This is a genomic window from Acidovorax sp. FHTAMBA (genome assembly GCF_038958875.1).
Lineage (GTDB): Bacteria > Pseudomonadota > Gammaproteobacteria > Burkholderiales > Burkholderiaceae_C > Acidovorax.
In genome coordinates this window covers 4,006,255-4,022,818 of sequence record NZ_CP152407.1, presented here as the reverse complement: position 1 = coordinate 4,022,818, position 16,564 = coordinate 4,006,255, and the positions used below count along the sequence as shown (strand labels likewise).

Sequence of the window (16,564 nt, the reverse complement as noted above, 5' to 3'; positions counted from 1 at the left end):
GATGGATCAAAGCACTCCCGTCACGGTCGTCACCGGCGCCAGCAACGGCATCGGCCGCGCCATCGCCGAGGCCGTTCTGGCCCAGGGCCACGCGGTGGTCAACCTGGACTATGTGCTGCCCAGCTGGAGCCACCCGCAACTCACCTCGTACCAGGGAGACCTGACCAATGAAGCCTCGACCCGTGAACGCGCGGCCGAGATTGCGGCCAAGCACAACGTCACGGCCTTGGTGAACAACGCGGGCGCCACGCGCCCCGGCACCATCGACACCGCGACCACCGCGCAGCTGGATGACGTGGTGGGACTGCACCTGCGTGCACCCATGCTGCTGGTGCAAGCCTTTCTGCCCACGCTGCGCGCCAGCGGGCAGGGCCGCATCGTCAACATGTCGTCGCGCGCAGCGCTGGGCAAAGGTGAGCGCATCGTCTACTCGGCCACCAAGGCCGGAATGATCGGCATGACGCGCACGCTGGCCATGGAGCTCGGGCGTGACGGCATCACCGTCAACGCCCTCGGCCCCGGCCCCATCGCCACCGAACTGTTTCGCCAGAGCAACCCCGATGGCGCGCCGCAGACGCAGCGCATCCTGAACAGCATTGCCGTGGGCCGCATGGGCATGGCCGAAGACGTGGCCCGCGCCGCGCTGTTCTTTTTGTCGCCCGACAACGGTTTTGTGACGGGCCAGATTCTGTACGTGTGCGGAGGCACCACGCTAGGGGTAGCCCCTGTATAGCGTGTGATCTGACGACTTTTATCGCCCCCTGACCGCGGGGGCACCCACCGAGGTTCTCGCCCAGGCGCCCGCGCCCGGTTGAGGCCATGGCACGGCCAGCTTCTGGCGCGCCACCGCGATTTTTTTACCACCATCCTGAAGGAGACAAGCCTCATGAACCCGATCACGAACTCTGCACGCCGCCGCTTCACCCTCGGCGCCATCGCCTCTGCCGCCGTGCTGGGCGCAGGCCTTGTCGCCAGCCCCGCTGCGTTCGCCCAGGCCTACCCCACCAAGCCCGTCACCATCGTCGTGCCGTTTGCCGCAGGTGGTACCACCGACATCCTGGCGCGCATCATCGGGCAGGCGCTGACCACCGAGCTCGGCCAGTCGGTCGTCGTGGACAACCGCGCGGGCGCTGGCGGCAACATTGGCGGCGCAATGGCTGCCAAGGCCGCCGCAGACGGCCACACCCTGTTCATGGGCACGGTGGGCACGCACGCCATCAACGCCGCCTTGTACAAAAAGATGCCGTTTGACCCCGTCAAGGACTTCGCCCCGCTGACCCGCGTGGCCAACGTGCCCAACCTGCTGGTGGCCCACCCCGCCCAGCCGTTCAAGACCGTGCCCGAGCTGATCGCCTACGCCAAGGCCAACCCCGGCAAGATCAACTTTGGTTCGTCGGGCAACGGCAGCTCCATCCACCTGTCGGGCGAGCTGTTCAAGAGCCTGGCCAAGGTGGACATGGTGCACGTGCCCTACAAGGGCAGCGCCCCGGCTGTGACGGACCTGCTGGGCAACCAGATCGGCATCATGTTCGACAACATGCCCTCGGCCATCCAGCATGTGCGCAGTGGCAAGCTGGTGCCCATCGCCGTGACCACCGCCAAGCGCTCGCCCGAGCTGCCCAACGTGCCCACCATCGCTGAAGCGGGCGTGCCCGGCTACGAGGCCACGTCGTGGTTTGGCATGTTTGCCCCCGCTGGTACGCCTGCGCCCGTGCTGGCCAAGCTCAATGCCGCGCTGGTCAAGGTGCTGGCCCAGCCTGACGTGAAGAAGAAGATCAACGAGCAGGGCGCCGAAACCTACAGCGAAACACCCGCACAGTTCGCCGCCTTCATCCAGGCCGAGAGCGTGAAATGGGGCAAGGTCGTCAAGGAATCAGGCGCCAGCGTGGACTGAGCGCTGCGGAGAGGTTAACCATCAAAAAAGATAGCTTCTGGCGCTTGATGGATAAGCGCCAGAGGCTGTTTTGATGGGTATTCTGAGAGCGCTAACCGCTGCTGCGGCCGCGGTCAGCCGGAGAGCTTGCGCACCTTGCAGGCCGCCGACACCATGCGCTGCGACCATTCACTGGCCATGTCCTTGAACAGCACCTCGGCCTCGCCTTCCTTGTACTCTTCCTTGGCGATCACGTCGCCGGCCCAGTGTGGCTGCGCGTAGTACGAAAGGTGCAGGTACCAGGCCCGCCGCGCGGTGCAGTCCACCACCGCCTTGGCGTAGTACGAACGGTATTTCTGCCCCCGGAACGACGTGCGCTCCCGGTCGCGCGAGACCCGCAGATCCAGCAGCACGCGCTGGTCCACACCAATGGGCTCGGGCAGGATTTCAATGAGGTTCTTGCTGGTCTCTGCCCGGTCGCCGGTCAATGTGAACCAGCCATCGGCCGCTGCCGGCTGCCCGCCTGCGGCGGCGGCAACACATAGAACAACGGCACAGAGCATGAGAACCTTCGGTGTTCAATGGTGGATGACCCGGGGGCCAAAAGCGCATTATCTCTGAGCCCATGCGGGCTTGGGATGACCCGCATAACTCCCTGCGGTCTGTGATAGCGCGGCCTCGGGCGGTTCGCTGCGTTGCTTTTCTTGCCAATAGCCCGGCTATTGGCTGCCAAAAGACGCCTTGCGCCCCATCCCGATGCGCACTCCCACCGCCTCGCGAGGGTTATGCAGGACATCCCTTGCTGCAGGGCCGCACGGTGTGCTTATTCCACCGCATCCCGGGGTGCCACCGGCCCGATCTTGAACACACCGCTCACCCGCGCACACGGCACACCGTCGGCCGTCACCAGCCCCTGCGCAAACACCAGCGAGCGCGTGATGCGCAGCGGCTCTGCCTCGCCCTCCACCCAGGCGCCCAGCGGGGCAGGGGCCAGGTAGTCGATCTGCAGGCTGATGGTGGGCAAAAAGCGGTCGGCCACCTGGTCGCTTTTGCGGTGCACCGACAGCGGCAGCAGCATGTCGCAGAACGTGGCCATCATGCCGCCATGCAGGTTGCCCATGGGGTTGGTGTGGTGCCGCTCCACGCGAAAGCCGAACTTCACCACAGGGCCCTGGTGCAGCACATACAGCGGGCCGTTGTGCTGGATGTAGGGGCCGCCGGCCACCAGCGGGGCGAAGCCTGTGGGAATGGCGGCGTTGGCGGCAGTGGTGGCGGTCTCGGGGGCGTGCGGCATCAGCGGGTTTCCTGTTCAATGTCGTTGGCAAAACTGGCGTCCTGCAGGCTGCTGCGGGTGGCGTCGCCTTGCAGCCAGCCGCCGTACACCGTGCGGAAGTCGGCCACGATCTGCGCCAGCGGCAGGTCGTCAAACGCGCCGCGCTGGCGCACGTATTCCATGTGGCGCTGGCCGGTCTTGTCGAAAGGGTGGTAGATGGAGTCGTTCAGTCCATCGAACTCCAGCGGCAGCAGGCCAAAGCGCTCGCACAGCTCGATGTTGAACGCGGGCGTGGCCTTGCGCCAGGCGCCATCGAGCCAGATGTCGGTGTAGCCGTGCCAGATGAAGAGGTCGGTCTTCATGGTCTCGCGCATGCGCTCGGTGGACAGGTGGTTCCTCACGTCCGCAAAGCCCATGCGTGCAGGGATGCCCGCCGCACGGCACACCGCCGTCAGCAATGCGGCCTTGGGCACACACCAGCCATAGCCGTTGGCCAGCACAGTGCTCGCCGTCATGCCGTGGGGCGACAGGTCGATGCGGTACGGGTCATACCGAAAGCCGTCGCGCACGGCCAGATACAGGGCCACGGCGCGCTCGCGGTCGGTGCTGCCCTGCGCATGTTCGGTGGCAAACGCTCGCACGGTGGGCGCGTCGCTGTCGATGAGTGCGGTGGCGGCCAGCGTGGCCGGTTGGGGGTGGTCTGCTGTCATGGGGCGGTGTCTCCTGCAGTCTTGCCGGCCAGTGTGGCGGCGTATGCGGCCCGGGGCTGTCACGGGGGCGCCAGCGGGGAGGGCGGTGCGGGTATTGCTACACCCGCCACGCGGGCAGCTGCCAGTTGCGCCACAGCGCCAGCCCGCGCAGGCCGGCGGTGAACAGCACGCAGACCACCAGGGGCACCCACTCCGGTGCCTGCAGCTGGCGCAGGCCCACGTCCACCCAGCCACCGGCGAACGCGCACAGCGCATAAGGCCGGTGGTCGCTGAAGGCCTGTGGCACCTCGTTGCACAGCACGTCGCGCAGCACGCCACCAAAGACGCCGGTGGTCACGCCCATCATCACGGCGATGAGGGGGGGCATGCCGACGGCGGTGGCAATGTCCACGCCCACGGCCGCAAAAAGCCCCAGGCCAATCGCATCGGGCAGCAGCATCGCGCGCTCGGTGGGCTGAAAGTGACGCTGCCGCATGAACAGCATGGCACCAATGCACAGCGCCAGAATGCCCCAGACGAAGCCGGTGTGGCGTATCCAGAAGAAGGGCCGCTGGTCCAGCAGCAGGTCGCGCAGGGTGCCCCCGCCAAATGCCGCCACAAAGGCCACCACGCACACGCCCACGGCGTCGAGCCGCTTGCGCGCGGCCATGATCACGCCCGAGAGTGCGAATGCCACGGTGGCAGCCACCTCCAGCGTGAGCCGCAGGGTCTGAATCCAGGGGGCGTCGATGGGCAGGGTCATGGGCGCGATTGTGCCGGGGTGTTCAGGGTCTGCGCGGGGCTTGCAGAACGCCGCGTGTTTTTTGGAATGCTATTGTTAATGTAGCAGTTGGCGCTTTATGGATAAGCGCTACAGCCCATTTTTATCAGGATTCTGGATGCTGGCAGGCGCATCGCCTTGTGCCGCATCGTCCGCGCCGCCATACCCCGGGTACTCCGCCCCCGCCGCGCTCAGCGCCGCACTCTCCTGCCGCTCTTTGGCCATCTGCTCGGCCAGCTGGTTGCGCCCCTCGCGGGCTACCGCGATGAACTTGGCGCGGTCCTTGTGGTGCGGGTACATGCGGTCGGCCAGGGCGATGTTGTGGGTGCGAAAGCGCTGGGTGATGGCGGTGGCTTGCGCGGGTGGCAGGCCCATCAGCTCCAGCACGGTGTGGGCGCTTTGCAGGCTGGACTCGAACAGCTCACGTTGCACCAGCGTTACGCCCAAGTCGCGCAGCTTGTTCCAGTGGGTGATGTCGCGGGCGCGGGCCACCACCTGCAGGTGGGGGAAGTGCGCGCGCGCCAGCCTGGCAATCTGCACGGACTGCTCGGCATCGTCCACGGCAATGACAAGGATGCGCGCGTGTTCGGCCCCGGCAATGCGCAGCAGGTCGAGCCGGGTGGCGTCGCCATAGAACACGCGGTAGCCGAAGGTGCGCGCCACTTCCAGCATGTCCACGCTGTGGTCCAGCACGGTGGTGGGGATGCCCTGCGCCAGCAGCACGCGCGAGACGATCTGCCCGTAGCGGCCGAAGCCCGCGATGATGATGGGCGCCTCCTGCGGCTCGGAGATTTCCTCGGCCTGGGGCTTGGCGGTCTTGAGCTGGGCATAACGGCGCAGCAGCACGCGGTCCAGCAGCACCAGCAGCAGCGGGCTGATCAGCATCGACAGCGCTACGGCGCCAATCAGCAGCGAGGCGGTCTCGGCCGGGAAGACGCGGGCGCCCGCAGCGGCCTGGAACACCACAAACGCAAACTCGCCGCCTTGCGCCAGCAGCAGGGTGAACACCGGCCGCTCCTGATACGGTATGCCGACGAACCTGGCCAGGGCATAGATGACGATGGCCTTGGCCGCCAGAAAGCCGACCAGGACGGTGGCCATGACGCCGGGCGAGCGCAGGATCACGCCGAAGTCGATGCTCATGCCCACGGCGATGAAGAACAACCCGAGCAGCAGGCCCTTGAAGGGCTCGATGTCGGCCTCCAGCTCGCGGCGGTATTCGCTGTCGGCCAGCAGCACGCCGGCCAGAAAGGCGCCCAGCGCCATCGACAGGCCCACCAGCACCATCAGGTAGGCGATGCCCACCACCAGCAGCAGCGCGGCGGCGGTGAAGATCTCGGGGGTGTTGCTTTTGGCGATCCAGCGCAGCACGGGCCGCAGCAGCAGGCGACCGCCGAGAATGATGGCCGCGATCACGCCGACGATCTTGAGCACCTCCAGCGCCATTTCGCCCGGCGCGTGGCCTGCGCCGTCGCCCGCAGCCGCGCCCAGCACGGGCAGCAGCGCCAGGATGGGGATGGCCGCCACGTCCTGGAATAGCAGGATGGAAAAGCCCGCCTGGCCGCTTTGCGTGCGCATGAGGTTGCGCTCGGCCAGCGTCTTGAGCGCAATGGCCGTGGACGACAGCGCCAGGCCCAGCGCGCCCACCAGGGCCACACGCCAGGGCAGGCCGGCCAGCGCGCCCAGCGCAAACAGCACGGCCGCGCAGCCCAGCACCTGCGCGCTGCCGGTGCCGAAGATCGGGCGGCGCAGCGCCCACAGGCGGCTGGGCTGCAGCTCCAGGCCGACGAGGAACAGCATCAGCACCACGCCAAACTCGGCGAAGTGCAGGATGTCCTGCACGTTGCTCACCAGCCCCAGGCCCCAGGGCCCGATGGCGATGCCCGCCGCCAGGTAGCCAATGATGGCGCCCAGGCCCAGCGCCTTGGCAATGGGCACGGCCAGCACGGCGGCGGTGAGGTACAGGAAACCGTAGGTAAGCCAGGTGGGGGCGTGTTCCATGGAGGGGCCGTGGTGGCATGGGGTGGGCGTATCGGGATTCTGGCATTCCCGTGGCGGTGCAGGGTGCGCAGCGCTGCCGCTTATTGCGCTTCTGTTTTGATAGCTGCTGGCGCTTGATGGTAAAGCGCTGGAGCTCATTTTTATTCACACCGTGGCAACGGTGCGGGGGCGTTGTTAAGATGCTGGCCCTTCTTCGCACACAGGTACGGTGACCCATGGATTTGCAGACTTGGCTGGCTTTTTTTGCGGCGTCGTGCCTGATTGCGGTGTCGCCGGGCTCGGGGGCCGTGCTGTCGATGAGCCATGGCTTGTCGTACGGCGTGCGCAAGACGGGTGCCACCATCCTGGGCCTGCAGCTGGGCCTGTTGCTGATCCTGCTCATCGCCGGGGCGGGCGTGGGCTCGCTGCTGATGGCGTCGGAGGTGGCGTTCAGCATCGTCAAGGTGCTGGGCGCGTGTTACCTGATCTATGTGGGCTTTGCGCAGTGGCGCGCCGGGGACTCCTCGCCCGTGCAGGGCGATGCTGCCGAGGCCGCCGGCACCTGGCAAAAGCGCTGCCTCACGGGCTTTCTGACCAATGCCACCAACCCCAAGGGCATCATCTTCATGGTGGCCGTGCTGCCCCAGTTCATGACCGACACGCGCCCGCTGTGGACGCAGCTGGCGGTGATGGCCGCCACCACCGTCACGGTGGACGTGGTGGTCATGCACGGCTACGCTGCGGGGGCCAGCGCCCTGCGCCGGCTGATGCGCAGCGCACGCGCGGTGCGGGCGCAGAACCGCGTGTTTGGCGGCTTGCTGATGGCAGTGGGCGCCGGGCTGTTCTTCGTCAAGCGCGGTGGGCAGCACGCCTGATGGGGTGATTGCTATAAAAATAATAGCTTTTGGCGCTTGTCTATCAAGCGCTGGAGGCTGATTTGGCTTGATTTTTCATGGTTGTGCAGATTCCAAGGAGGTTGTCATGCCAGTAGTTGTTGTCGCCAATCCGAAGGGCGGGGTGGGCAAGTCCACGCTGTCCACCAACATCGCGGGCCACTTTGCAAGCCAGGGCCACCCCGTGATCCTGGGCGACACCGACCGGCAGCAATCCGCCCGGCTGTGGCTGGGCCTGCGCCCGCCTGCGGCGCGCCCGATCGGCAGCTGGGACACCAGCTCGGATGTGATCAGCCGCCCGCCCAAGGGCACCACGCACGCGGTGCTCGACACCCCCGCCGGCCTGCACGGCTGGCGCCTGAACGACGTGCTCAAGCTGGCCGACAAGATCATCGTGCCGCTGCAGCCCAGCGTGTTCGACATCTTTGCCACGCGCAGCTTTCTGGACCAGCTGGCCGAACACCGGCGCGCCGAAGGCGTGCAGATCGGCATCGTGGGCATGCGCGTGGACGCGCGCACCAAGGCGGCCGAACAGCTGCACCACTTTGTGGACAGCCTGGGGTTCCCGGTGCTGGGCTATCTGCGCGACACGCAGAACTACATCCACCTGGCGGCGCATGGCCTCACGCTGTTCGACGTGGCACCCGGCCGCGTGGCGCGCGACCTGGAGCAGTGGCAAGGCATCTGTGCCTGGCTCAATTCTTGAAGGACAGCGTGAAGCAGAACGTACAACCAGCCCCTCGGGAAAACACCTGTCACCCGGCAGACAAGGCCCACAGGAGGGCAGGGCTACATTGCAGCGATGAAAATCTTTCGCTCTTATTCCGAAGTCAGTGCCTGCGTGGGCCAGGAGGTCGCGGTGACCGACTGGATCACCATCACGCAGGAACAGGTCAACCTGTTTGCCCAAGCCACGGGCGACCACCAGTGGATCCATGTGGACCCCGAGCGTGCCAAGGCCGGGCCGTTTGGCGCGCCGATTGCGCACGGGTTTCTCACGCTGTCGCTGATCCCGAAGTTCTTCGAGGCGGGTCTGACCATCGAAGGCTCACGCATGGGCGTGAACTACGGGCTCAACAAGGTGCGATTCACCGCGCCGGTGCCGGTGGGCAGCCGCTTGCGCGCGCGCCTGACGCTGCAGGCCGCCGAGCCCGTGGCGCCCGACGGCATGCAGATGACCTGGCTGGTGACGGTGGAGCGCGAGGGCTCCGACAAGCCGGTGTGCGTGGCCGAATCGCTGGCGCGCAATTTCGGCGCCCCGGCCTGAGCCTGGTCGCAATCGGGCAGGAGGTCTGAACCATGGACCGCCTGCAAGCCATGAAAATTTTCGAGCGCGTGGTGGAAGAGGGCGGCTTTGCCGCCGCCGCCCGCGCCATGGACATGTCGCCCCCCGTGGTCACCCGCATGGTGGCCGAGCTGGAACAGCACCTGGGCACGCGCCTGCTGCAGCGCACCACCCGCAAGCTGGCGCTGACCGATGCGGGCGACGCCTACTTGCAGCGCGTGCGCGCCATCCTGCACGAGATCGACGACGCCGAAGCCGCCGCCGCAGCCAGCACGCGCGATCTGCGCGGCACCATCCGTATCGTGGCGGCGCCGGTGCTGGCCACCAATTTTCTCGCGCCGATGGTGGCCGCCTGGCATGCGCGTCACCCCAAGGTCATGCTGGACATCAATGTGGATGCCTACGCATCCAGCCGGGTGGATGAGTTCGACGTCACCATCATGGTGGCGGCCGAAGACTTTGACGCCAACATCGTGGCGCGCCCTTTGCTGCAAGGTGAAGCCATCGTGCTGGCCGCACCCGGCTACCTGCAGCGCAAGGGCACGCCGCGCATCCCGCAGGATCTGGCAGACCACGACCACCTGCGTGACTCCAGCGCTCCCGTGCGCGCCCAGATGGGGCCCGGCCGCAAGCTGCGCCTGCAGTCGCTGCGCACGGGCGTGCCGGATGCCGAGGTGGAGGCGCCTGCCGTGCTGCAATCGGTGAGCACCGAGCTCTTGATGCGTGCCGGGGTGGACGGCATGGGCGTGGTGGTCACGTCGCGCCTGCTGGCCGAAGAGCACCTGGCGCGGGGTGAGCTTGTGCATGTGCTGCCCGACTGGATCTTCTCCCGCTACACCATCTATGCGGCGTTGCCGTCAGGCCGCATGCTGCCTGCGCGCACCCGGGTGTTTCTCGACTTTTTGTCGGAACACGTGCCCCTGGCCATGGCGGAGCAGCCGGGGCTGGCTCAGCCGAGCTGAGCGAAACCGCTGATGATGGTGCCTTCGGGCTCCACGGCCACCTCGCCATCGGGCGTGGCAAAACTGTTTTGCCGCCAGCCTTCAAACACCGTCACGGCCACGGCATTGGACAGGTTCAGGCTTCGCTGGCCCGCCACCATGGGCAGGCGAAGCCGCTGTGCGGGTGGAAAGCTTTCGCGCAGCTCGGGCGGAAGCCCCCGTGTTTCCGCGCCGAACACCATCCAGTCTCCGGGCAGAAAGCAGGTGGTGTAGACCGATTGCGAGCCATGGGTGGTCATGGCAAACATGCGGGCCGGGTCAGGCTGGGCATCGCGCAAAAAGGCCGTCCATCCGGCGTGGCGCTGGACCTGGGCGTATTCGTGGTAGTCCAGCCCGGCGCGGCGCATCTGCCGGTCTTCCATGGAGAATCCCAGGGGCTCGATCAGGTGCAGGGTGCAACCCGTGTTGGCCGCGAGGCGAATGACGTTCCCGGTGTTGGGCGGGATCTCGGGCTCGACAAGGACGATATGAAACATGCCTGCGATTGTCATCGGGCGGCGTGTGAGTAAGGCAACCGCTCGTAATAAAAAGTATCCCTTTCGTCTCTCGCTCCCTTCCGCAGACCTCTCAATCCAGCCCGGTGCGCGCCAGAACGGCGGCCGTGACATGCGCCACCCCCGCTTCGCGCAGGGCCAGCGTGGCAGCTTCCAGGGTGGCACCGGTGGTCATCACATCGTCCACCAGCACCACGCGCTGGCCGCGCAGGCTGGCAGCATGGCCCGGCTCCAGGGCAAAAGCCCCGCGCAGGTTTCGCAGGCGCTGCGCCCTGGGCAGGCTGCTTTGCGCCTCGGTGGCGTGCAGGCGCAGCAGCGTCTGGGGGTCGGTCTTGGGGCCCGCCAGATGCCGCGCCAGCAGGGCCGACTGGTTGAAGCCCCTCTCGCGCAGCCGCTCGGTGGACAGGGGCACGGGGATGACCCGGTCTGCAGCTTCCACGGCGGGCTCCATCCACGGTGTGCTGCGCATCAGCAGGGCCAGTGCCCGGGCCCATCCCGGATCGCCGCGAAACTTGAACTGCGCCAGTGCATCGGCCCAAGGGTAGGCGTAGTCCACCGCAGCAAGGCAGCCGTCAAAGCTGGGCGGGCTCTGAATGCAGGCCCCGCAGATGGATACGCCCGCAGGCACCCGCAGGGCGCAGCGCTGGCAACGCGTGGCAGGCTGTGCAAATCGCGCCACGCAGGCCTCGCACACACGCTGCGAGGGCCATGCGTGGCAAAACGAACACTGGCTGGGCACTTTGCCGGCCCATGCACGAAGGTGGCGCGAAATCCCCGTCAGACCCGTAAAAAGCATGAATCAATATACTCGCGCGGCCCATGTCCTCCGAGCGTCCCCCCACCATTGATCCCGTTGCCGCGGCCCGCTGGCATGCAGCGGCCCCGGCCTTATCTCCCTGGCTGCACGAGGAGGTTGCGCGCCGCATGGAGGACCGCCTGCAGTGGATTCGCCAGGCTCCGCAGTCGTGGTGCCACTGGGATGCGGTGCGCGGCGGCCTGCAGGCGCATGCCCTGGTGAGCGCGCGCTATCCCAAGGCGCGCTGCCAGATCTACGAAACAGCGCCCCGTTGCGAAGCGGTTGCCCGGCAGGCGCTGGCCAAGCCCTGGTGGAGCCCAGCGCGTTGGAGCGCACCCAGCCCGCAACTGGGTGCGCCTGCGGACGGGAGTGTGCAAATGCTCTGGGCCAACATGGCGCTGCACACGGCGGCCGACCCGCAGGCGCTGATCGCGCAATGGCACCGTGCTCTCGCGGTGGATGGCTACCTGATGTTCTCGTGCCTGGGGCCTGATACCTTGCGTGAGCTGCATGCGGTGTATTCCGAGCTCGGCTGGCCACCGGCGGGCCACGCTTTCACCGACATGCACGACTGGGGTGACATGCTGGTGCACGCCGGTTTTGCCGAGCCGGTGATGGACATGGAGCGCATCACCCTCACGTTTGCCACCCCCGAGCGGCTGGTGCAGGAACTGCGGGAACTGGGTTGCAATCTTCATCCTGATCGCTTTCCCTCATTGCGCGGGCGCCGCTGGCGCGACAAGCTCTACCAGGTGCTCTCGAATCGGCTGGCAGATCCGGACAATTCAGGTCAGTTGGCACTGACTTTCGAGATCATCTACGGGCATGCTTTCAAGCCCGCACCGCGCGTGCGCGTGAGTCCCAGCAGTGCGGTTTCGCTCCAGGACATGCGCAGCATGCTGCGCAAAAACGGCAAAGAGGGCTGACGTGTAACCTCCTGTCAATGACATGGAACAAGGCACGCTACAATTCAAGGTTATTGAGATTTCGGGCATCTTCCCGCGCAACTTTGCCAGCTGTGCCAGTCACGCCCAGTGTGTGATGCGCAGTGCAGTCGGCAGTCTTGTGAGCACATCGGGTGACGGGTTTGGTTTTTCAATTTGCCACGGTGTCGGGTCAAGGCATTGACTGGCGTCTGGGTCGCAATTGCTCGGTCACTCCGGTGCAATTGGGCTGGATGTACTTGTCGTTGTGCGTGGTGTCACTGGGGATAGCGACATTCTTCTGGATGCTCGGCGCCCGCCTGGTGATGCCTTTTGCATGGCTCGAAATGGTGGCGGTAGGGATTGCGTTCGCCATGTACGGTCGCCATGCGGCGGATGGCGAGAGGATTTCACTGCAGGGTTCGCGCCTTGTGGTGGAGCTGGAGACAGCAGGCAAGCTGGAGCGTGCCGAGTTTGATCGGAGCCGGGTTCGGGTCGAGCCCAAGACCGGTGACCGTTCGCTCATCATGTTGTCGGCGCAGGGTCGGACCGTTGAAGTGGGGCGCTATGTGCGCCCCGAACTTCGACCGGCCCTGGCATCGGAGATCCGCATGGCCTTGCGCGCTGCCTGACCCCATGCAGGTGCGCCCAAGGGATTGGTTAAATTGAGGCTTAGAAGTAAGTGAGAACTATGAAGAGCATTTCCAACAAACTGGCTTCTCTGCTGCTGATTGCCGGTGCATGGGTGGGCTCTGCGGCCCACGCCGTCCAGGATCTGCCTGGAGGCCCTGCAGTCAACCAGCTGAACCTGCATCCCCCGGTGACCAAGATTGCGGAAGAGCAGCACTTTCTGCACTGGATGATGCTGATCATCTGCACGGTGATCTTTGTTGCAGTGTTCTCCGTGATGTTCTATTCGATCTGGAAGCACCGCCGTTCCAAGGGCGCCAAGTCGGCCAATTTCCATGAGTCAGTGACTGTTGAAGTCGTCTGGACCGTGATTCCTTTCATCATCGTGATCCTGATGGCGCTGCCAGCCACCAAGGTGCTGGTGGCCCAGAAGGACACCACCAACGCCGATGTGACCATCAAAACCACCGGCTACCAGTGGAAGTGGGGTTACGACTACATCACGGGTGAGGGCGAAGGCATCGGATTCATCTCTACCCTGGACAGCAGCCATCGCGTGATGTCCGACAGCGGCAATGTCAAGGATGCCCCGGCCAACTACCTGCTGAAGGTGGACAACCCCATGGTGGTGCCGGTTGGCAAGAAGATCCGCATCATCACGACTGCCAATGACGTGATCCACGCGTTCATGGTGCCGGCGTTCGGTATCAAGCAGGATGCCATTCCCGGTTTTGTGCGCGACACCTGGTTCCGTGCCGAGAAGATTGGTGATTACTACGGCCAGTGTGCCGAGCTGTGCGGCAAGGAGCACGCTTACATGCCCATCCACGTAAAGGTGGTGTCCGCCGAGGATTACACCGCCTGGGTGGGCGAGCAAAAGAAGCTCGCCGCAGCCAAGCTGGATGACCCCAGCAAGGTGTGGGCCCTGGGTGACCTGGTTCAACGCGGCGAAAAGGTCTATGCGGCCAATTGCGCTGCCTGCCACCAGGCCAACGGCAAGGGCGCGGGTCCGATCAAGCCGCTGGACGGCTCGGCAGTAGTGCTCGATGCCGACCACGCCAAGCAGATCGACATCCTTCTCAAGGGAGCGGCCAACGGCGCGATGCCTGCGTGGGCGCAGCTGAGCGACACCGATATTGCCGCCGTGGCCACCTACACGAAGAACTCCTGGTCCAACAAGACTGGCCAACTGGTGCAGCCTTCGGAAGTCGTGGCCCAGCGTGGCAAGTAATCACCGCCCCAACGTATTGAGGAATCCAACATGAGCGCAGTTCTGGACAACCACGGTCACGCGGGCGACCACGCACACGACGACCACGGCCACCACGGACCCACCGGCTGGCGCCGCTGGGTATACGCCACCAACCACAAGGACATCGGTACGCTGTACCTGCTGTTCTCCTTCACCATGCTGATGATCGGCGGCGTCCTGGCGCTGCTGATCCGTGCCGAGTTGTTCCAGCCGGGCCTGCAGCTGGTCAATCCGGAGCTGTTCAACCAGCTCACCACCATGCACGGTCTGATCATGGTGTTCGGTGCCATCATGCCGGCCTTTGTGGGCTTTGCGAACTGGATGATCCCGCTGCAGATCGGGGCATCCGACATGGCGTTCGCACGCATGAACAACTTCAGCTTCTGGCTGATGATTCCTGCCGCTCTCATGCTCGTGGCCTCGTTCTTCATGCCTGGCGGCGCTCCCGCAGCAGGCTGGACGCTGTATGCGCCGCTGACGCTGCAGATGGGCCCCTCCATGGATGCGGGCATCTTCGCGATGCACATCCTCGGTGCTTCGTCCATCATGGGCTCGATCAACATCATCGTGACCATCCTGAACATGCGCGCCCCCGGCATGACGCTGATGAAGATGCCCATGTTCGCCTGGACCTGGCTCATCACCGCCTACCTGCTGATCGCTGTGATGCCTGTGCTGGCCGGTGCCATCACCATGACGCTGACGGACCGTCACTTCGGCACCAGCTTCTTCAATCCCGCCGGTGGCGGTGACCCGGTGATGTACCAGCACATCTTCTGGTTCTTCGGCCATCCCGAGGTCTACATCATGATCTTGCCGGCCTTCGGCATCATCAGCCAGATCGTTCCTGCCTTTGCCCGCAAGAAGCTGTTTGGTTACGCCTCCATGGTTTACGCGACATCGTCCATCGCCATCCTGTCGTTCATCGTGTGGGCCCACCACATGTTCACGACCGGCATGCCTGTGACGGGTCAGCTGTTCTTCATGTACGCCACCATGCTGATCTCCGTGCCCACGGCCGTGAAGATCTTCAACTGGATCGCTACCATGTGGCGCGGCTCCATGACGTTTGAAACCCCCATGCTGTTTGCAGTGGGTTTCATCTTCGTGTTCACCATGGGCGGCTTCACCGGCCTGATCCTGGCGATGGCTCCGATCGACATCCAGCTGCAGGACACCTACTACGTGGTCGCCCACTTCCACTATGTGCTGGTGGCGGGTTCGCTGTTCTCCATGTTTGCTGGCGTGTACTACTGGCTGCCCAAGTGGACGGGGGTGATGTACTCTGAAACGCGTGGTCAGATTCACTTCTGGTCGTCGCTCATCTTCTTCAACATCACGTTCTTCCCGATGCACTTCCTGGGTCTGGCCGGCATGCCCCGTCGCTACGCCGACTACCCCATGCAGTTTGCTGATTTCAATGCCATCGCCTCGGTGGGTGCGCTTGGCTTTGGTCTGGCCCAGGTGTATTTCTTTGTGGCTGTGGTCATCCCCGCCATGCGTGGCAAGGGCGAAAAAGCTGCGGCCAAGCCATGGGATGGCGCCGAGGGTCTGGAATGGGAAGTTCCCTCGCCAGCGCCTTTCCACACGTTTGAAAACCCGCCCAAGCTGGACGCTACGGCAACCCGCGTGATCGGTTGAGCACCATGGCCATGACACCCGAACAAAAAAAGAGCAACCTGCGGATGGCACTGATCCTGGCATCGGTGGCCGTGGTGTTCTTTGTCGGGTTTGTGGTCAAAGTGTTTGTGCTGTCCCGCTGAGCCGCACCTGCCATGAGCCTGCACCGCGAAAACGCCAAGATGGTCGGCAAGCTGGTCGTGATTGCGGCTGGCATGTTTGCCTTCGGCTATGTGTTGATTCCCATCTACAAGCACATCTGCGAAATGACGGGTATCAACATCCTGTCGCTGTCAGAGCGCCAGGTGCCAGGCAACGGCGTAGCTGGCAAGGACGTGAAGGTGCCTGCGAACACGCAGGTCGACAGGTCCCGCACGATCACCGTGGAGTTCGACGCCAACGCGCGTGGCCCCTGGGATTTCAAACCTGCGCAGCGTTCTGTGCAGGTTCATCCGGGCGAACTGACGACAGTGATGTACGAGTTCCAGAACATCCAGAACCGTCGCATGGCCGCCCAGGCGATCCCCAGTTACGCGCCACGCCAGGCTGCAGCGCACTTCAACAAGCTGGAGTGTTTCTGTTTCAACCAGTACGTGCTGGAGCCGGGTGAGAAAAAAGAATGGCCGGTGGCTTTCGTGATTGACCCACGACTGTCCAAGGATGTCACCACCATCACGCTGTCGTACACGTTTTTTGAGGTGGGTGGCAAGACGCCCCCCGCACCCGAGTCCACGGCCGCAATCGGATTTTCGCTGCCTGCAACAGCCCCCGTGCAGGGGGCGGGGTCGTGAACATGCCGCTGAATGGCCCGGCAGCCGACAAACCCCATGCACGCAAGGGGTCGCTGGTGCGAACCGTGCGGGCTGTGGCGTGGTCACTGATCGGCCTGCGCAAAGGCAGCGAGTACCAGCAGGATGTGGAAGAACTCAATCCGTTGCACATCATCGTGGTGGGGCTGGTTGCGGTGTTTTTGTTGGTGATTGGCCTGATCGGGCTGGTTAACTGGATAGTGTGAGTTGGTTGTTGGTCCGCGTACCGAATACAAAGCTGAAAATAAAGATTTGAGAGTCAGGA

Annotated in this window: 20 protein-coding genes; 13 read left to right on the top strand and 7 right to left on the bottom strand. The window is 64.7% G+C overall.

Annotation, left to right across the window (positions count from 1 at the left end; translation table 11 throughout):
* Position 1 precedes the first annotated feature (1 nt).
* Both AAFF19_RS18780 and AAFF19_RS18775 read left to right on the top strand, forming a co-directional pair.
* On the top strand, positions 2-733 hold the full coding sequence (locus AAFF19_RS18780; protein ID WP_342720776.1) for an SDR family oxidoreductase: 732 nt from the start codon (positions 2-4) through the stop codon (positions 731-733).
* A 153-nt stretch (positions 734-886) separates the two neighbouring features.
* Positions 887-1,894: a tripartite tricarboxylate transporter substrate binding protein gene (locus AAFF19_RS18775; RefSeq protein ID WP_342720775.1), complete on the top strand. Its 1,008-nt coding sequence runs from the start codon at positions 887-889 to the stop codon at positions 1,892-1,894.
* A 113-nt stretch (positions 1,895-2,007) separates the two neighbouring features.
* Here AAFF19_RS18775 and AAFF19_RS18770 read toward each other — a convergent pair whose 3' ends face one another.
* The 5 genes from AAFF19_RS18770 to kefC form a co-directional block, all read right to left on the bottom strand.
* On the bottom strand, positions 2,008-2,436 hold the full coding sequence (locus tag AAFF19_RS18770; RefSeq protein WP_342720774.1) for a surface-adhesin E family protein: 429 nt from the start codon (positions 2,434-2,436) through the stop codon (positions 2,008-2,010).
* A 260-nt stretch (positions 2,437-2,696) separates the two neighbouring features.
* A complete protein-coding gene (locus AAFF19_RS18765) occupies positions 2,697-3,167 on the bottom strand; it encodes a PaaI family thioesterase (protein ID WP_342720773.1) in 471 nt (156 codons plus the stop codon).
* The gene (locus tag AAFF19_RS18760) at positions 3,167-3,856 is read right to left on the bottom strand and encodes a transglutaminase family protein (protein ID WP_342720772.1); all 690 of its coding nucleotides are present in this window, start codon (positions 3,854-3,856) and stop codon (positions 3,167-3,169) included. Before AAFF19_RS18760 ends, AAFF19_RS18765 begins: the two co-directional genes overlap by 1 nt.
* Before the next feature lie 97 nt (positions 3,857-3,953).
* Positions 3,954-4,598, bottom strand: coding sequence for a trimeric intracellular cation channel family protein (locus tag AAFF19_RS18755; protein WP_008903392.1), 645 nt, complete (start codon positions 4,596-4,598; stop codon positions 3,954-3,956).
* A 108-nt stretch (positions 4,599-4,706) separates the two neighbouring features.
* Positions 4,707-6,617, bottom strand: coding sequence for a glutathione-regulated potassium-efflux system protein KefC (gene kefC, locus AAFF19_RS18750; protein WP_342720771.1), 1,911 nt, complete (start codon positions 6,615-6,617; stop codon positions 4,707-4,709).
* Positions 6,618-6,832: 215 nt separating this feature from the next.
* On the opposite strand from kefC, the gene AAFF19_RS18745 reads away from it, so the two are divergent.
* From AAFF19_RS18745 to AAFF19_RS18730, 4 genes are all read left to right on the top strand, one after another.
* Positions 6,833-7,471: a LysE family transporter gene (locus AAFF19_RS18745; RefSeq protein ID WP_182118774.1), complete on the top strand. Its 639-nt coding sequence runs from the start codon at positions 6,833-6,835 to the stop codon at positions 7,469-7,471.
* Positions 7,472-7,577: 106 nt separating this feature from the next.
* Entirely contained in the window at positions 7,578-8,195 is a 618-nt protein-coding gene (locus AAFF19_RS18740) for a ParA family protein (RefSeq protein WP_182118773.1), read from the top strand.
* 96 nt (positions 8,196-8,291) lie between these two features.
* Positions 8,292-8,756: a MaoC family dehydratase gene (locus AAFF19_RS18735; protein ID WP_182118772.1), complete on the top strand. Its 465-nt coding sequence runs from the start codon at positions 8,292-8,294 to the stop codon at positions 8,754-8,756.
* Between the two features lie 32 nt (positions 8,757-8,788).
* Positions 8,789-9,736, top strand: coding sequence for a LysR family transcriptional regulator (locus AAFF19_RS18730; protein ID WP_008903397.1), 948 nt, complete (start codon positions 8,789-8,791; stop codon positions 9,734-9,736).
* Here AAFF19_RS18730 and AAFF19_RS18725 read toward each other — a convergent pair.
* Positions 9,724-10,251: a tRNA (cytidine(34)-2'-O)-methyltransferase gene (locus AAFF19_RS18725; RefSeq protein ID WP_034692970.1), complete on the bottom strand. Its 528-nt coding sequence runs from the start codon at positions 10,249-10,251 to the stop codon at positions 9,724-9,726. The two genes, AAFF19_RS18730 and AAFF19_RS18725, sit on opposite strands and share 13 nt — an antisense overlap.
* A gap of 91 nt (positions 10,252-10,342) precedes the next feature.
* Complete coding sequence (locus tag AAFF19_RS18720) at positions 10,343-11,065, bottom strand: ComF family protein (RefSeq protein ID WP_008903399.1); 723 nt, start codon at positions 11,063-11,065, stop codon at positions 10,343-10,345.
* A 23-nt stretch (positions 11,066-11,088) separates the two neighbouring features.
* Between AAFF19_RS18720 and AAFF19_RS18715 the strand changes: the two genes are divergently transcribed.
* From AAFF19_RS18715 to AAFF19_RS18685, 7 genes are all read left to right on the top strand, one after another.
* On the top strand, positions 11,089-11,991 hold the full coding sequence (locus AAFF19_RS18715) for a class I SAM-dependent methyltransferase (protein ID WP_182118771.1): 903 nt from the start codon (positions 11,089-11,091) through the stop codon (positions 11,989-11,991).
* Positions 11,992-12,143: 152 nt separating this feature from the next.
* A complete protein-coding gene (locus tag AAFF19_RS18710; RefSeq protein WP_182118770.1) occupies positions 12,144-12,620 on the top strand; it encodes a DUF2244 domain-containing protein in 477 nt (158 codons plus the stop codon).
* 59 nt (positions 12,621-12,679) lie between these two features.
* Entirely contained in the window at positions 12,680-13,849 is a 1,170-nt protein-coding gene (coxB, locus tag AAFF19_RS18705; protein ID WP_008903402.1) for a cytochrome c oxidase subunit II, read from the top strand.
* A gap of 30 nt (positions 13,850-13,879) precedes the next feature.
* Positions 13,880-15,511, top strand: coding sequence for a cytochrome c oxidase subunit I (ctaD, locus tag AAFF19_RS18700; RefSeq protein ID WP_008903403.1), 1,632 nt, complete (start codon positions 13,880-13,882; stop codon positions 15,509-15,511).
* Between the two features lie 11 nt (positions 15,512-15,522).
* On the top strand, positions 15,523-15,633 hold the full coding sequence (locus AAFF19_RS18695) for a cytochrome oxidase small assembly protein (protein WP_008903404.1): 111 nt from the start codon (positions 15,523-15,525) through the stop codon (positions 15,631-15,633).
* Positions 15,634-15,645: 12 nt separating this feature from the next.
* On the top strand, positions 15,646-16,281 hold the full coding sequence (locus tag AAFF19_RS18690; RefSeq protein WP_008903405.1) for a cytochrome c oxidase assembly protein: 636 nt from the start codon (positions 15,646-15,648) through the stop codon (positions 16,279-16,281).
* 2 nt (positions 16,282-16,283) lie between these two features.
* On the top strand, positions 16,284-16,505 hold the full coding sequence (locus tag AAFF19_RS18685) for a DUF2970 domain-containing protein (protein ID WP_342721874.1): 222 nt from the start codon (positions 16,284-16,286) through the stop codon (positions 16,503-16,505).
* Positions 16,506-16,564: the final 59 nt, after the last annotated feature.

What these genes read in the sequence shown, in the direction of transcription:
- AAFF19_RS18725 (WP_034692970.1), bottom strand. Translation starts at nt 10,251, where the DNA reads ATGTTTCATATCGTCCTTGTCGAGCCCGAGATCCCGCCCAACACCGGG.
- AAFF19_RS18735 (WP_182118772.1), top strand. Translation starts at nt 8,292, where the DNA reads ATGAAAATCTTTCGCTCTTATTCCGAAGTCAGTGCCTGCGTGGGCCAG.
- AAFF19_RS18770 (WP_342720774.1), bottom strand. Translation starts at nt 2,436, where the DNA reads ATGCTCTGTGCCGTTGTTCTATGTGTTGCCGCCGCCGCAGGCGGGCAG.
- AAFF19_RS18780 (WP_342720776.1), top strand. Translation starts at nt 2, where the DNA reads ATGGATCAAAGCACTCCCGTCACGGTCGTCACCGGCGCCAGCAACGGC.
- AAFF19_RS18720 (WP_008903399.1), bottom strand. Translation starts at nt 11,065, where the DNA reads ATGCTTTTTACGGGTCTGACGGGGATTTCGCGCCACCTTCGTGCATGG.
- AAFF19_RS18715 (WP_182118771.1), top strand. Translation starts at nt 11,089, where the DNA reads ATGTCCTCCGAGCGTCCCCCCACCATTGATCCCGTTGCCGCGGCCCGC.
- AAFF19_RS18730 (WP_008903397.1), top strand. Translation starts at nt 8,789, where the DNA reads ATGGACCGCCTGCAAGCCATGAAAATTTTCGAGCGCGTGGTGGAAGAG.
- AAFF19_RS18765 (WP_342720773.1), bottom strand. Translation starts at nt 3,167, where the DNA reads ATGCCGCACGCCCCCGAGACCGCCACCACTGCCGCCAACGCCGCCATT.
- AAFF19_RS18775 (WP_342720775.1), top strand. Translation starts at nt 887, where the DNA reads ATGAACCCGATCACGAACTCTGCACGCCGCCGCTTCACCCTCGGCGCC.
- AAFF19_RS18690 (WP_008903405.1), top strand. Translation starts at nt 15,646, where the DNA reads ATGAGCCTGCACCGCGAAAACGCCAAGATGGTCGGCAAGCTGGTCGTG.
- AAFF19_RS18760 (WP_342720772.1), bottom strand. Translation starts at nt 3,856, where the DNA reads ATGACAGCAGACCACCCCCAACCGGCCACGCTGGCCGCCACCGCACTC.
- AAFF19_RS18740 (WP_182118773.1), top strand. Translation starts at nt 7,578, where the DNA reads ATGCCAGTAGTTGTTGTCGCCAATCCGAAGGGCGGGGTGGGCAAGTCC.
- kefC (WP_342720771.1), bottom strand. Translation starts at nt 6,617, where the DNA reads ATGGAACACGCCCCCACCTGGCTTACCTACGGTTTCCTGTACCTCACC.
- ctaD (WP_008903403.1), top strand. Translation starts at nt 13,880, where the DNA reads ATGAGCGCAGTTCTGGACAACCACGGTCACGCGGGCGACCACGCACAC.
- AAFF19_RS18695 (WP_008903404.1), top strand. Translation starts at nt 15,523, where the DNA reads ATGACACCCGAACAAAAAAAGAGCAACCTGCGGATGGCACTGATCCTG.
- AAFF19_RS18685 (WP_342721874.1), top strand. Translation starts at nt 16,284, where the DNA reads ATGCCGCTGAATGGCCCGGCAGCCGACAAACCCCATGCACGCAAGGGG.
- coxB (WP_008903402.1), top strand. Translation starts at nt 12,680, where the DNA reads ATGAAGAGCATTTCCAACAAACTGGCTTCTCTGCTGCTGATTGCCGGT.
- AAFF19_RS18745 (WP_182118774.1), top strand. Translation starts at nt 6,833, where the DNA reads ATGGATTTGCAGACTTGGCTGGCTTTTTTTGCGGCGTCGTGCCTGATT.
- AAFF19_RS18755 (WP_008903392.1), bottom strand. Translation starts at nt 4,598, where the DNA reads ATGACCCTGCCCATCGACGCCCCCTGGATTCAGACCCTGCGGCTCACG.